The sequence below is a fragment of the Longimicrobium sp. genome, from assembly GCA_036377595.1.
Classification (GTDB): domain Bacteria; phylum Gemmatimonadota; class Gemmatimonadetes; order Longimicrobiales; family Longimicrobiaceae; genus Longimicrobium.
Genome location: DASUYB010000145.1, coordinates 1 through 13,974 on the forward strand (window position 1 = coordinate 1; position 13,974 = coordinate 13,974).

Genomic DNA, 13,974 nt, shown 5'->3' on the forward strand with positions numbered 1-13,974 from the left:
CACCGGCACGTGAAAGAGCGCTCGACTCAGGCCGTTGTAGATGCCGGAGACGAACGCCTTCTCGTACTTCCCTTCCTTGAATCCCGTGACCATGTCCGCCGAATCGGCGAGGATCGGCGCGACGAGGCGCGGGATGTCTTCCGGCTTGAACTGAAGGTCAGCGGGATAGAACACGAGCACCGAACCCGACGAGTTCAGGTAGCCGGTGCGCAGCGCGTCCGCGATGCCGCGCTTCGCGCGGTGACGGACGGTGCGAAGGAAGGGATACTGTCCACGTAGGCGCTGCAGCACGGCCCACGTGTCGTCAGCCGAGCCGTCGTCGATGACGACGACTTCGTAGGAGGTCTCCGGATGCGAGGCGAACGCTTCCGCCGCGAGCTGCATGAACAGCGGAAGGTTCTCCGCCTCGTCCTTCGCCGGCACGAGCACCGACACCTCGGCGCGCCGCGGTTCGGCAAGCGGTGCATACGCCACGATTGCTTCGCGGCGCCCGGTCGTCATACGCGCTTGCGCATGCGTGCCGACAGCACGCCCAGCTGGTCGCGGTACTTGGCGACGGTGCGCCGTGCGATCTGCACGCCGCCTTCCTTCAGGATGTTGACGATCGCCTGGTCGGTGAGGGGATGCTTCGGGTCCTCATCGGCGACGAGCTTCTGGATCTGCGCCTTGATGCCCCGGGCGGACACGTCCTCGCCGGCGGTGGTGGAGAGGCCGGACGAGAAGAAGAACTTGAGCGGGAGCACGCCGCGCGGCGTCTGGACGAACTTCTCGGTCGTCACGCGGCTCACCGTGCTCTCGTGCATGTTGATCACCTCGGCCACCTCGCGCAGGGTGAGCGGCTTGAGGTATTGCACGCCTTTCTCGAAGAACTCGCGCTGCCGCTCGACGATGTAGTTCATCACCTTGAGCATCGTCTGCCGGCGCTGCTCGATCGCCTGGATCATCCAGTTGGCCGAGTTCAGCTTGTTGGAGATGAACTCCTTGTTCTCGCCCTGGAACTTCTTCTTGTCCTTGGCGATGTCGCGGTATGTCCGCGACAGCTTCAGCCGCGGCAGCGACGTGTCGTTGAGGAAGACCAGGTACTCGCCCTCGATCTTCTCCACGATCAGGTCGGGGATGATGTAGTTGTCGCCGTGGCTCGCGTACTTGAGGCCCGGCTTGGGGTCGAGCTTGGCCACCTCGTCGGCCGCGTCCTGCACGTCGCGCGGGGTGATCGACAGCTCCTTGCTGATCTCGCTCCAGCGGTGGTTGATCAGCTGGTCGAAGTACTGGTCGACGATGCGGTAGGCCAGCGACCCGGCCAGGCGCTCCTCGACCTCGGCGTGCGCCGGCTCGCCCTCGCCCGTCTCCTTCACCAGCTCCTGGACGACGGAGTCGCGCAGCTGCAGCAGGATGCACTCGCGCAGGTCGCGCGCGCCGATCCCCGGCGGGTCGAAGAGCTGGATCACCTGCAGCATCCGCTCGGCCTCTTCCACGCTGAACGGCGTCTCGCGGTCCCACCCGTCGGTGCCGTGCATGAAGTCGTTCAGCGACTGCACGATCTCGTCGAGCGGCGCCTCGAGGTATCCCTCGTCGTTGATGTTGCCGATGATCTCCTCGCCCAGCAGGAGCTCGCGGTCCGACAGGCGCAGGAGCGTGAGCTGGTCCTGCAGGTGATCGCCCAGCTCGGGGGTGTCCACCGACACGGGCTCGTAGTACTCGCGCTCCTCGTACTCCTCGCGGCGGCCGCCGGTCTCGAAGCCGTTCAGGAGGATCTCCTCCCAGTCGATCTCGTCGTCCTTCTCCTGCTCCTTCTCGTCCTTGGGCTGCTCCACCTGCTCCTCGACGTCGCCTTCCACCATCTCCAGGAAGGGGTTGTTCAGCAGCTCCTGCTTGAGGTGCTGCTGCAGATCCAGGAGCGGCATGTAGAGAAGATCCATCGCCTGGTACAGGCGAGGGTTGATCTTCATCTCCTGCTTGAGGGTTGTCCCCTGGTACAGGCCCGTCTTCATACCGCGTCTTCCGATTCAGGGTGATCGTACCGCTCGCGCATCCGGGCGGTCAGCGTGGGACCCAGGTAGATCTCCGCGACTTCGTCGTTCCAGACCAGCTCGCTGACCGTGCCGCTGACCCGCACGCGGCCCTCGTACATGATGTAGGCGCGATCGACGATGTCCAAGGTCTGCTCCACGTTGTGGTCGGAGATCAGCACTCCGATCCCGCGGCGGCGCAGGTCGCTCACGATCTGCTGGATGTCGTGCACGGCGATGGGGTCCACGCCGGCGAAAGGCTCGTCCAGCAGCATGAACTTGGGCTGCGAGACCAGCGCGCGGGTGATCTCCAGCCGCCGCCGCTCGCCGCCCGAGAGCGCGTACGCCTTCGTCTTGCGGAGATGCTTGATCCCCAGCTCGTCGAGCAGCTCCTCGAGCCGCCGCTTTCGCTCGGCCTTGGTCAGCTTCATCATCTGCAGGATGGCCATCACGTTCTCCTCCACCGTCAGCCGGCGGAAGATGGACGGCTCCTGCGCCAGGTACCCGATCCCCGCGCGCGCCCGGCGGTACATCGGCACCCCGGTCAGCTCGCGCTGGCCGATGTACACCTTGCCGCGGTCGGGGCGGATCAGGCCGACGATCATGTAGAAGCTGGTGGTCTTCCCAGCCCCGTTCGGCCCCAGCAGCCCCACGATCTCGCCCTGCGCCACGTGGACGTCCACGTCGTTGACCACCTTGCGGCCGCGGTAGGTCTTCACCAGCCCCTTGGCGGAGAGCGTCAGCCCGCCGGGGACGAGCATCGAGCGCCGCCGCTCGGGGTGCAGCACCTCCAAGTCGTGCTCCGACAGGGCGATGTCGGCGACGTCACCCTCCGCCTCCGCGGCGGCGACGGCGGCGCCGCCGTCGTGCCGGCTTCCGTGTGTCTCGTGCAGAATGGCCCGTATCCTCGTGTCGATGTGCTGCAGCATCTCCCCGGTCCCGGCGCCCTGCACCTCGCCCAGCGCCCAGGCGGGGAGGCGGACGAAGGCCCAGGGCGCGCCGCCGTTGGGCGACACGGGCTCGGCGTCGCCGTCGACCAGGAACTCGGCCACGCCGGCGGCGGAGAGCTGGCGGATCACCTGCTCGTCCAGGTAGCGCACCGTCTCGGGCGCGGGGAAGTTCTCCGGCGCCTGCCCGTCCCCAGCATACCAACGGTGGTACTCCTCGCGCACGCGGGTCAGCCAGCGGGCGCGGTCCACCGGGTGCGCGCCGTCGTCGGCCTCGATCAGCGCCCGCAGCGCGATCAGCGCCGAGAGCCCGCCCGCGCCGGTGGCGCTGACGATCCGTTCCAGCCTGGGCTCCGTCAAGGCGCGCCTCCCGCGGTCCCGTAACCCCGTCCGACCGTCGACGACGCCTGCGGCGTGGTGGGCGCCGGCGCCGGCGGAGGCGCGGGGGGATTGGCCGGAGGGCGGCTGTTCGGCGCCGTCCCCGAGCGCGGCCCGCTCCCCGTCGTCGTCGCGGGGCGCGACTGCGTCTGCGTCTGTCCCGGGCGCGCGGCTCCGCCCGGCGGCGCCTGCGCGCCCGGCCTCGCCGCGCGCGCGGTGTCGTTGGAGGCCGTGCGCGTCTCGGGGTCGAGGTAGACGCCCTGCTTCAGCCCGCGCACGTGGGCCACGTCGACCTCGCCCTCCTTGAAGGTCAGGTCGATGCGGTCGCCGATCAGGTAGTTCAGCGCCTGCTTCTGCCCCGGCTGCAGCGGGTGCGCGGAGTCGGGCTTCATCCGGTAGAGCGAGCGCGCGTCGCCGATGGCCAGCAGCCGCTCGATCTCCGTCTTCGTCGTATCCCCCCGCGCCGTGTCCGGCCGCGCGGGACGGCCGGCGAGGCGGACGCTGTCTCCCCGCGCGCTGCGGCCGCGCGCGCTGTCCGGGCGGACGGAGTCGGTCTTGAAGAAGGCGAAGATGGTGTCGGCCGTGAGGACGTCCTTCTCCGACAGCTCCTCGGGCGGCACCGTCATCGGCCGCGCGGGCGCCGTGGTGGCGATCGCCCCGCTGTCCGCCACCACGCTGCGCACGGGGATGGTGTCCCAGCTCTCCCCCCGCGCCTTCCCCACCGCGTTCACCTGGCGCAGCCGCTGGTCGGGGAGGATGGCCTCGATCGAATCCGCCTCGATGCGGAAGCCCTTGGCCACGGCGATGGAGCGGCCGGTCGTCGTCGATCCCGGCACCTGGCCGCCGGTCATGCGCTGCAGCAGGTCGCGCTCGAAGAACATGCGCAGCAGCGGCCCGGTCACCGTCAGCCGCTCGCTCTCCAGCCGTGCGTTGTTCTGCGCGACGACGCGGGAGACCGAGCCGTTCTGCAGGTCGCTGGTGATCAGGTCGCCGGAGAGGTGGTACTTCTCGTTGTCGACCTTGGCCTGACGGCGCAGCTCCACGTGGTCGGCCACCTGGTCGTAGTACGCCTCCTCGGCGGTCGAGCGGGTGCCGTTGTCGTTGATCACCACGTTCCCGGTCGCCGTCATGTACCGGTCGCCGACGGAGGTCACGCGGTCGGCGTCGATCTCCATCGGGTTGCGGCGATTGCTGCCGCCGCCGCTGTTCTTGGGGACGACGGTGACGTGCGGGCGCTGCGTCGCGGTCGTCTGCGACTCGGGGCGGCCCTGCATGGCGCGGAAGTACTCCAGCTCGGGCCCGCGCAGCGTGCTTCCCTTCTGCTTGTCGGTGAAGACCACGTTTCCCGTGGCGTACAGCCGCCCCGTCTGCGAGTTGTAGGTCGCGTTCTCGGAGGTCAGCGAGCGCGTGGGGTCCTGGAAGTCGACCTGGCGGAAGAGCTGCACCTCGTTCTGCGCCGAGTAGATCACCGCGCTGTCGGCGCGCAGCTCCTCGCCGTTGCTGCAGCGCACCAGCAGCGGCCCCTGCGCGCTGATCACGCGGTTGCGCGGGTCGCCCACCGCCGTCCAGTTGCCGCGCTGGGACACCAGCTCGCAGGTGTTCTGCGCGGCGGCGGCCGTGGCCACCGTCGGCAGGAGCAGGGCGAGGGAGAGGAGGAGGCGCCTCATCAGAAGGTCAGCCCTCCGCTTCCCACCTTCACCCCCGTGGCCCGGCTGTTCTTCCCCTGCACGTTGGTGAAGGCCGAGTTCGAGGTGAAGCCGTCGGAGATGAGCGTCTGCCCGTTCTCCTCGATGGTGGTCAGCTTCTCGCTCCACACGCGGTCGGCGCGCTGGTCCCAGTGCAGCTCCTCGCTCTTGATGGTGCGCATCCCCTTGTCGCCCTGGGTGATCAGCACCACGTCGTCGCGCGCCGTCATCATCCCGTTCGACTGGTCGTACTCGCCCGTCTTCGAGGTCAGCTTGCTGGGCGCGCGGCCGGGCTCGAAGAAGGTCAGCCGCACGCGCCGCAGCTGCGAGCGCGTCTCGCCCTCGGGGGTGATGGCGGTGTCGGCGTCGAGGTCGGCCTTCAGCCGCCCCTCCTCGCTGATCTTCAGGTTCATCCCCACCGTCACCTGGTTGCTGTTGGCGTCGAGCGCCACGGCCGGCCCCGACGGCGCGCCGCCGCACGCGGCGAGGGCCACGAGGCCGAGCATCGGCAGCCAGCGAACGGATCGGGAGATACGCATCTGCTTCGGGTTCATGGAGATCACACCGCCCCCGCGCGCATCAGGTCGTGCAGGTGCACCATCCCCACCACGCGACGGGTTTCGTCGAGCACCGGCAGCGCCATCACCCCGTGCCGCTCCATCACGCCCACGGCTGACGCGGCCAGCTGGTCGGGTTCGGCGGTGCGGGGCTGCCGGGTCATGATCCCGGATACGGCGATCGTAAAAAACTGTTCCTCGCGCTCCATCAGCCGCGTCAGGTCGCCGCTGGTGACCACGCCGAGGAGCTTCCCCTCCCCGTCCACGACGGCGACGGTGCCGCGGCGCTCGGCCAGGAGGACCACCGCTTCCCGCATCGTCGCCGCGGGTCCGAGGAGCGGGAGATCCTTCGTCACCATCACATCGGCGACGCGGAGGATGAGCCGCCGGCCGAGCGAGCCGCCCGGGTGCAGCCGGGCGAAGTCGTCGCGCCCGAAGCCGCGGCGCAGCAGCAGGGCGACCGCGAGCGCATCGCCCATCGCCAGCGCGGCCGTCGTCGACGATGTGGGGGCGAGATCGTGCGGGCAGGCCTCCTCGGCCACCGAGCAGTCGAGCACGAACTCCGACTGCCGCTCCAGCGACGAATCGCGTCGCCCCGTCATCGCGACGAGACGCACGCCCATCCGGCCGAGGTGCTCCACCAGCCCGCGCAGCTCCTCGCTCTCGCCGCTGCGGGAGAGGAGGATGGCCACGTCGCCCGTTCCCACGATCCCCAGGTCGCCGTGCAGCGCCTCCACCGGGTGGAGGAAGGTCGCCGGCGTGCCGGTGGACGTCAGCGTCGCCGCGATCTTGCGGGCGATGATCCCGCTCTTCCCCACGCCGGAGACGATCACGCGGCCGTCGGCGTCGAGGATAGCCTCCACCGCGCCGGCGAAGTCGTCGCCGATGCGCGCCTCGAGCGCGGCCACGGCGGCGGCTTCCTGGCGGATCACGCGGCGGGCGCGCTCCAGCGTCTCCTCCAGCGACAGCGCCACCATCCCCTCGGGCGCGGCGAGCGTCTCCACGCTCATCCGGCCCTCCGCGCGACGGCGGCCTCGCGGTCGCGCACGTAGGCCTCCACCCGCTCGGCCCACTCTCCGCGCGCGCCCAGCAGCGCCTCGGCGAACTCGCGCACCGCGCCGCGCCCGCCCTCGCGCTCCGCGGCCCAGGCGGCGCACGCCCGCGCATCCGCCGTCGCGTTGCCGACCACGGCGGGGAAGCCGACGCGGCGGAGGATGGGAAGGTCGGGGAGGTCGTCGCCCACGAACGCGGTCTCCTCCCAGCCGATCCCCAGCCGCTCCAGCATCGCCTCGATGGTCTGCAGCTTGGCCGCCGTGCGGTCCTGGTGCACTTCGTCGATCTCCAGCTCCTCGGCGCGGATGCGCACGGCGTGCGATTCGCGGCCGGTGACGATGGCCACGTGGAGGCCGGCTTCCTTCATCAGCCGGATCCCCAGCCCGTCCTGGATGTCGAAGCGCTTCAGCTCCACGGGTTCCCCGCTCTCGGTGGCGCCGAGGTAGATGCCGCCGTCGGTCATCACCCCGTCCACGTCCAGGATCACCAGCCGGATGCGCCGCGCCAGCGCCGGATCGATGCGCTCAGCCACGCGGCGCCGCCTCCCAGTCGAGCACGCGCGCGGCGGCGCGGATCTCCAGCACCTGCTCCAGCAGCGGGCGAAGGCGGGCCAGCGGGAGCATGTTGGTGGTGTCGCTCAGCCCCTTCGCGGGGTCGGGATGCGTCTCCAGGAAGAGCGCGTCCGCGCCCGCCGCCACCGCCGCCCGCACCAGCGCGGGGATGTGCCGCGGCTCGCCGCCGCTGACGCCCGCGCCCTCGCCGGGGCGCTGCACCGAGTGGGTGCCGTCGAACACCGCCGGCGCGCCCGTGGCCTCGCGCATCAGCGCGAACGAGCGCATGTCGACGACGAGGTTGCCGTAGCCGAAGAAGGTGCCGCGCTCCGTCACCGCCACGCCGGGCGCGCCCGCGCCGCGCACCTTGGCCGCGGCGCCCTTCATCTCCGCGGGCCCCATCCACTGCCCCTTCTTCACGTTCACCGGCTTCCCCGTCGCCCCGGCGGCGACGAGCAGGTCCGTCTGCCGGCAGAGGAAGGCGGGGATCTGCAGCGCGTCCACCACGTCGGCGACGGGTCCACACTGCTCGGGGAGATGGACGTCGGTGATCAGCGGCAGCCCCGTCTCCGCGCGCACCTTCGCCAGCTTCTCCAGCCCCTCGTCCACCCCCGGCCCGCGGGGAGAGCCGGGGGACGAGCGGTTGGCCTTGTCGAAGCTGGCCTTGAACACGATCGGCACCCCCAGGTCGTCCGCGATCCGCGCCAGCGCCTCGCCCACGCAGACGTTCAGCGCGTCGCTCTCCAGCACGCACGGCCCCGCGATCACCCAGAACGGCGCGCCCAGGCGGAAGAGCGCCCGAATGTCATTCGTCGGTCTCGCTTGTACCGCCTGCGCGTGGGTAGAAACGACACTCATCCAGCAGCTCCAAGCACGGCGCGGATATCGTCTCGAATCTGTGCCAACGCCCCACCCACCCGTTCGTCTTCTTGCACAGCGGAACGAATTCGCTGGTGCTCACTATCCCGCAGGTCTCCCGCACGCCGGAGCATCACCTTGGCGTGCTCGTTGAGGAGTTCCACGTCCCTTTGGACAAAACTCACATCATCGCCGCGGATGAGTGCCTGATATCTACGAGCGATGTCGCCCAATGCCTTCCCTTCGCTCTCGAGGAAACGAGTCATCGACTCAGCGTATTCCTCCAGTAAACCGTACCGGATCACGGCCTCTGTCATATCACCGGCTCCGGTCCGTATCGGGGAACGCATCTCAATCTCCCGCCAGCGCGGCGATGCCCGTCCGCTCGCGCGCTTCCGCCGGCTTCTCGGCCGACGCGGCGACGGGCCCGCGGCGCTTCACCGCCGCCTCGACGAACGAGGCGAAGAGCGGGTGCGGGTGGTCGGGGCGGCTCTTGAGCTCGGGGTGCGCCTGGGTCGCCACGAACCACGCGTGGTCGGGGATCTCGATCATCTCCACCAGGTTCCCGTCCGGCGACACGCCGCTGATGCGGAGGCCCTGCTCCTCAAGCGTCTCGCGGTAGGCGTTGTTCACCTCGTAGCGGTGGCGGTGGCGCTCGCTGATCTCCTGCGCGCCGTAGATCTCCGCGCTGCGCGAGCCGGACTTGAGCCGCGCCGTCATCGCCCCCAGCCGCTGCGTGCCGCCGAGATCCGTCACCTGCCGCTGGCTGTCCATCAGGCAGATCACCGGGTCGCTCGTCTTCGCGTCCCACTCGGCCGAGTGCGCGCCCTCGATGCCGCAGACGGTGCGCGAGAACTCGATCACCGCCGTCTGCAGCCCCAGGCAGATGCCGAAGAAGGGGAGCCCGTTCTCGCGCGCCCAGCGGATGGCCGCCAGCATCCCCTCCACCCCGCGCACCCCGAACCCGCCGGGGATCAGCAGCCCGTGGTAGGCGCGCAGCTTGTCGGCGCTCTGGCCGTTCTCGAAGTCCTCCGAACTGAGCCAGTCGATCCGCACCTTCACGTCGTTGGCGATCCCGCCGTGGATCAGCGCCTCCTGCACCGACTTGTAGCTGTCGACCAGCGAGACGTACTTGCCGACCACCGCGATGCGCACCTCGCCGTTGCGCGGCGTCTTCACCCGGTCGACCAGGCGGCGCCACTCGAGCAGCTCGGGGCGCTCCGTGTCCAGCCCCAGCTTCTGGCACACCAGCTCGTCCAGCCGCTGGCGCGCGTACTCCAGCGGAACCTCGTAGATGGTCTCCACGTCGCGCGCCTCGATCACCGCGTGCACGTCGACGTTGCAGAAGAGCGCGATCTTGCGCTTCATCTCGGAGCTGATCTGGTGCTCGGCGCGGCAGATCAGCACGTCGGGCTGGATCCCGATCTCCATCAGCTCGCGCACCGAGTGCTGCGTGGGCTTGGTCTTCAGCTCGCCCGCGGCGGCGATGTAGGGGATCAGCGTGAGATGGACGAAGAGCGTGTGCTCGCGCCCCACCTCCTGCCGGTACTGGCGGATGGCCTCGAGGAACGGCAGCGACTCGATGTCGCCCACCGTGCCGCCGATCTCGGTGATCACCACGTCGTGGTTGGGCGCCAGCCGGCGGATGGCGTCCTTGATGGCGTTGGTGATGTGGGGGATGACCTGCACGGTGGCGCCCAGGTACTCGCCGCGCCGCTCGGCGTTGATCACGTCCTGGTAGATGCGCCCCGTGGTGATGGAGTTCAGCCGCGTCATCGACTCGCCCACGAAGCGCTCGTAGTGGCCGAGGTCGAGGTCCGTCTCCGCCCCGTCGTCGGTGACGAACACCTCGCCGTGCTGGAAGGGCGAGAGGGTGCCGGGATCGACGTTGATGTAGGGGTCGAACTTCTGGATGGTCACGCGCAGCCCCCGCTCGGCCAGCAGCCGGCCGATGGACGCCGCGGCGATCCCCTTCCCCAGTGACGAAACCACGCCGCCGGTGACGAAGATGTACTTGGTGGGTGCGGTGTTCAGGGCGGTCATGCTCGCTCCAGGGCGTGGGGGGCCATGGTCTCCAGGATGATGCGCTCGGCGCGCGCCGCGTCGGCCGGGGTGTCGACCCCGCCCTCCGCCGGCTCGCCCACGGCGATGCCGATGCGGACGCCCGCGGCCAGGGGGCGCAGCTGCTCCAGCTTCTCAATCCGCTCCAGCGGCGACTCGGGGAGCGACACCCAGCGCAGCAGCGCGGTGCGCGTGTAGGCGTAGATGCCCACGTGGCGCAGGTACGCGCCCGACGCGAAGTCCGGCGCCGCGTCGCGGGGATGCGGGACGGGCGCGCGGGTGAAGAAGAGCGCGCGGCCATCGTCGCCGCGCACCGCCTTCACCACCGCCGGGTCCCGCCACTCGTCCGCGGACGCGATCGGCGTCGCCACCGTGCCCGCGTCCCATCCCCCCTCGCGGACGAGGGAGATGGCCATCTCCAGGTGGTCCGTGCGCACGAACGGCTCGTCGCCCTGCACGTTGACGATCGCCTCGAACCCCCGCCACTCGGGCCGCCGCGCGACCTCCGCGACGCGGTCGGTCCCCGACGGGTGGTCGGCGCGCGTGAGGGCGACGGACGCGCCGAATGCCCGGGCGGCCGACTCGACCTCCGGACTGTCCGTGGCGATCACGATTTCGTCGAAAACACCGCTCTCCACGGCGCGGCGCCAGACCCACTCGATGAGCGGCCTGCCGGCGATGGGGTGCAGCGGTTTGCGGGGGAGACGGACCGACGCGAGGCGGGCCGGGATCACGCCGAGGACTCCGGGAGTCATCGGCTTGCCGGCCCCTGTGGGGCGGTGAGAGCGCGGCGGGCGATTGCAATAATCACGCCATCCAACCTAACTCGCGCTCGTCCGATTGTCAAAGCACGGATTTTCGTCCTCATCCGCCGCTCATCCGCGGCGGCTCCGATCCGCCGCTGGCGCGTTCGGCGCGGGCCGTCCGCGGACCCGGATCACGATCCCATTCCCGGGCAAACGGGACGCCGCCGACGCGACCGAACGCGGCCGCGGCGCATCCGATCGCGCCGGAACGCGTACACCGTCCGACCCGCCGCGATCACGACGAAGCGGGCGTGAGGAGACGGCGTAGCAGAAATGCTTCGTCCGAAACGCAGCCGCCGGATTCCGTCCTGCACAGGCGGAGACGCGGTGCAGATCTCCCAAGTATCACCACTGCAACGGGTTGGAAGAAGATGGAATCGATGGCGCCGTCGCGTTGTCCAATCTCCCGTCCATGCTTTGTAGCGCGTGTACCACGCGAACTGTTGTGCGAAGCTGTAGCAGGGGTTATCATACCGCACCCCCCCGTGACGAGCTCTGTCACACCCCTGCACCAGACACGCACGACCGCCTCCACGGACCCTTCGCCGGGTCCGCGCTTCGTTCGCGCGCGTCCGACGATCCACCCTGCTCCGGCCCGGGTATCCACCCGGAGCCCCTGACCCGAACAACATCCGGACTCCGCCCCGCCCGCACATGCCCAGGACCCTGCGTTCCACCGCCCTTGCCGCCGCGCTGGTGCTCGGCGGCACCGTCTCGCTGCACGCCCAGGCCGACAGCGCGCTGTACGTGTCGAGCGGCGGCACCCAGCTCTTCCGCGTGAACGTTGACGCCGGCCTGGTGGCCAACGGCACCTCCGGCACGGGCAGCATTCCCGCGACGGGCGCCGGCGTGCGCATGATGTGGTTCCCCAACAAGTACGCCTTTCGTGCCGGATCGGTGTCCAGCTTCGGCGCCACCTACTGGGACCTGGGCAGCGTCGGGACCGGCTCGGCCGCGTTCGGCGAGAACACGCGCGCCAGCGGCGCCGGCTCGTTCGCCGCCGGCCTGGCCACCACCGCGAGCGGCGCCCAGTCGGCGGCCCTGGGGAACAACTCCACCGCCAGCGGCGACCGGTCGTTCGCCGTGGTCGCCGCCACCGCGTCGGGAGCGGGCGCCGTGGCCCTTGGCGACGGCGCGCAGGCCACCGGCGACGAGTCCGCCGCCATCGGCCAGAGCTCCATCGCCGGCGGGCTGGGCGCGACGGTGATCGGCCCCAGCATCGCCAACGGCAGCTACGCCGTGGCCATGGGGCTGCAGAACAGCGCCAGCGGCAACTTCTCCATCGCCATCGGCAAGAACGCGCGCACCGCCAACCGGCAGGGCTCCGTCGTGCTGGGCGACGGCTGCGCCGGCTTCTCGTCGGACTCGGTCTACGCCACGGCCAACAACCAGTTCGTCGCGCGCGGTTGCGGCGGGATCAGGTTCTTCACCTCGCAGAACCTGTCGTCGGGCGTGGAGGTGGCGGCCGGCGGCGGCTCGTGGAGCAGCATCTCGGACCGCAACCGCAAGGAGAACTTCCTGGGGGTGGACGGCGAGGAGCTGCTGGCGCGGCTGCGGAACGTGCCCGTGAGCACCTGGAACTACAAGACGCAGGACCGCTCGATCCGCCACATGGGCCCGATGGCGCAGGACCTGTTCGCCGCCTTCGGCCTGGGCGAGAGCAACCTGATGATCAACTCGGTCGACATCGACGGGGTGAACCTGGCCGGCGTGCAGGCGGTGGCCGCCCGCACCGACGCGCTGCGCGCCCAGGTGCACACGCTGACGGAAGAGAACACCGAGCTGCGCGGACGCGTGACCGACCTCGAGGCACGGCTGCAGCGCCTGGAGGCGCTGGTCGCCGCGCAGGCGAAGCCCTGATCCGAACCGGCGCCCCGGCCCCGCGCGACAGAGCCGGGGCGCCCGCAGCACCTTCGTGCGTCCCCTCGCGGGCCGCTCAACCCGCAACGACCCGACCCATCCCATCATGCATTACCGGCAACTGATCGCCCGCGCCGGGTGCGGCGCCGCGCTGGTGCTGCTGGCCGCCTGCAGCGACCAGACGACCCTTCCGCCCGCGGTGGCGCCGGCGGGGACGATGGCGCAGATGCGGTGCACCGTGGACGTGCCGTCGGCCACCCTGGCGTGCGCCGCGGTGAAGCCCGCGGGCCCGGCCGGCGTGAACGCCGACCGCATCATCGGCAACCAGGATGTCTACGTGAAGCTGTCGAGCTCGGGAACGAGCTGGGACTCGGATACCGAGATCCTGCAGAGCAACGTGACGGTGCAGAACCTCGGGCAGCAGTCGATGGGTACCGCCAACGGCAGCGCCGTCACCGGCGTGAAGGTGTTCTTCAACTCCGGCCCCACGGTCACCGCGGGGTCGGGGTCGGTGACGCTGGCCAACGCCGACGGGATGGACACCTTCCTGTCGTCGAACCAGTCGTACTTCCTGTACAACGAGATCCTGGCGCCCTACCAGATCTCCACCGCGCGCAACTGGCAGTTCAACGTCCCCTCCACCGTCACCTCCTTCTCCTTCACCGTCTACGTGTGGACGCAGATGGTGAACGAGGCGCTGCCGATCGTCGACAAGGTGTGGACGGGCGCGGTCAGCACGGCGTGGGAGACGGCCGGCAACTGGCAGGGCGGCGTGGTGCCGGATTCGACCAGCGTCGTCGCCATCCCACCCGACTCGCTCCTTTCCGGCGCGCACAACCAGCCGGTGCTGACCGCCGACGCCGACGTGGCGCACCTGCGCGTGGGCTACGGCAGCTCGCTGGGGCTGGCCGGCCACCAGATGCGCGTCCGGGGCAACGTCGACGCGGTGGGTACCATCTCCGGCGGCAACGTGTGGAACAGCGGCACCGGCACGCTGCTGCGCGGCAACGTGGGCGCGCTGCAGGTGTCCGGCGGCGCGAAGATGCAGGGCGCGGTGAAGGCGTCGGCCGCGGTGTCGGTCAGCGGCTCGCTGAACACCGCCGGCCAGACGCTCACCATCTCCATCCCCTGAGCGACGCCGGGTGATGGATCTCCGCCGCTCCGGGTGATCCCCGGGGCGGCGCGCGCTCCGGCCGGCCGGAGCAACGA

The 13,974-nt window shown here is 70.3% G+C and carries 13 protein-coding genes; 2 read left to right on the plus strand and 11 right to left on the minus strand.

What is annotated here, in order from left to right; genetic code table 11:
• The 11 genes from VF092_25790 to kdsB form a co-directional block, all read right to left on the minus strand.
• The coding region (locus VF092_25790; GenBank protein ID HEX6750726.1) for a glycosyltransferase family 2 protein at positions 1 to 501 on the minus strand (501 nt) is incomplete at its 3' end.
• The gene (gene rpoN / locus VF092_25795; protein ID HEX6750727.1) at positions 498 to 1,991 is read right to left on the minus strand and encodes an RNA polymerase factor sigma-54; all 1,494 of its coding nucleotides are present in this window, start codon (positions 1,989 to 1,991) and stop codon (positions 498 to 500) included. The genes rpoN and VF092_25790, both read right to left, overlap by 4 nt.
• Positions 1,988 to 3,316: an LPS export ABC transporter ATP-binding protein gene (gene lptB / locus VF092_25800; protein HEX6750728.1), complete on the minus strand. Its 1,329-nt coding sequence runs from the start codon at positions 3,314 to 3,316 to the stop codon at positions 1,988 to 1,990. The genes rpoN and lptB overlap by 4 nt, the downstream gene beginning before the upstream one ends.
• Positions 3,313 to 5,001: an OstA-like protein gene (locus tag VF092_25805; protein ID HEX6750729.1), complete on the minus strand. Its 1,689-nt coding sequence runs from the start codon at positions 4,999 to 5,001 to the stop codon at positions 3,313 to 3,315. Before VF092_25805 ends, lptB begins: the two co-directional genes overlap by 4 nt.
• Entirely contained in the window at positions 5,001 to 5,558 is a 558-nt protein-coding gene (gene lptC, locus VF092_25810; protein HEX6750730.1) for an LPS export ABC transporter periplasmic protein LptC, read from the minus strand. Before lptC ends, VF092_25805 begins: the two co-directional genes overlap by 1 nt.
• 20 nt (positions 5,559 to 5,578) lie before the next feature.
• Positions 5,579 to 6,586: a KpsF/GutQ family sugar-phosphate isomerase gene (locus VF092_25815; GenBank protein ID HEX6750731.1), complete on the minus strand. Its 1,008-nt coding sequence runs from the start codon at positions 6,584 to 6,586 to the stop codon at positions 5,579 to 5,581.
• Positions 6,583 to 7,161, minus strand: a complete 579-nt coding sequence (locus VF092_25820) for an HAD family hydrolase (protein ID HEX6750732.1) — start codon at positions 7,159 to 7,161, stop codon at positions 6,583 to 6,585. The genes VF092_25815 and VF092_25820 overlap by 4 nt, the downstream gene beginning before the upstream one ends.
• Entirely contained in the window at positions 7,154 to 8,038 is an 885-nt protein-coding gene (gene kdsA / locus VF092_25825; protein ID HEX6750733.1) for a 3-deoxy-8-phosphooctulonate synthase, read from the minus strand. Before kdsA ends, VF092_25820 begins: the two co-directional genes overlap by 8 nt.
• Positions 8,035 to 8,355, minus strand: coding sequence for a hypothetical protein (locus tag VF092_25830; protein HEX6750734.1), 321 nt, complete (start codon positions 8,353 to 8,355; stop codon positions 8,035 to 8,037). The genes kdsA and VF092_25830 overlap by 4 nt, the downstream gene beginning before the upstream one ends.
• A 34-nt stretch (positions 8,356 to 8,389) precedes the next feature.
• Entirely contained in the window at positions 8,390 to 10,081 is a 1,692-nt protein-coding gene (locus VF092_25835; protein ID HEX6750735.1) for a CTP synthase, read from the minus strand.
• Positions 10,078 to 10,833 carry a 3-deoxy-manno-octulosonate cytidylyltransferase gene (gene kdsB, locus VF092_25840; protein HEX6750736.1) on the minus strand — a complete coding sequence of 252 codons (756 nt, stop codon included), beginning with the start codon at positions 10,831 to 10,833 and terminating at the stop codon, positions 10,078 to 10,080. Before kdsB ends, VF092_25835 begins: the two co-directional genes overlap by 4 nt.
• Positions 10,834 to 11,559: 726 nt before the next feature.
• Between kdsB and VF092_25845 the strand changes: the two genes are divergently transcribed.
• A complete protein-coding gene (locus VF092_25845; GenBank protein ID HEX6750737.1) occupies positions 11,560 to 12,765 on the plus strand; it encodes a tail fiber domain-containing protein in 1,206 nt (401 codons plus the stop codon).
• Positions 12,766 to 12,871: 106 nt separating this feature from the next.
• On the plus strand, positions 12,872 to 13,897 hold the full coding sequence (locus VF092_25850; GenBank protein ID HEX6750738.1) for a hypothetical protein: 1,026 nt from the start codon (positions 12,872 to 12,874) through the stop codon (positions 13,895 to 13,897).
• Positions 13,898 to 13,974: the final 77 nt, after the last annotated feature.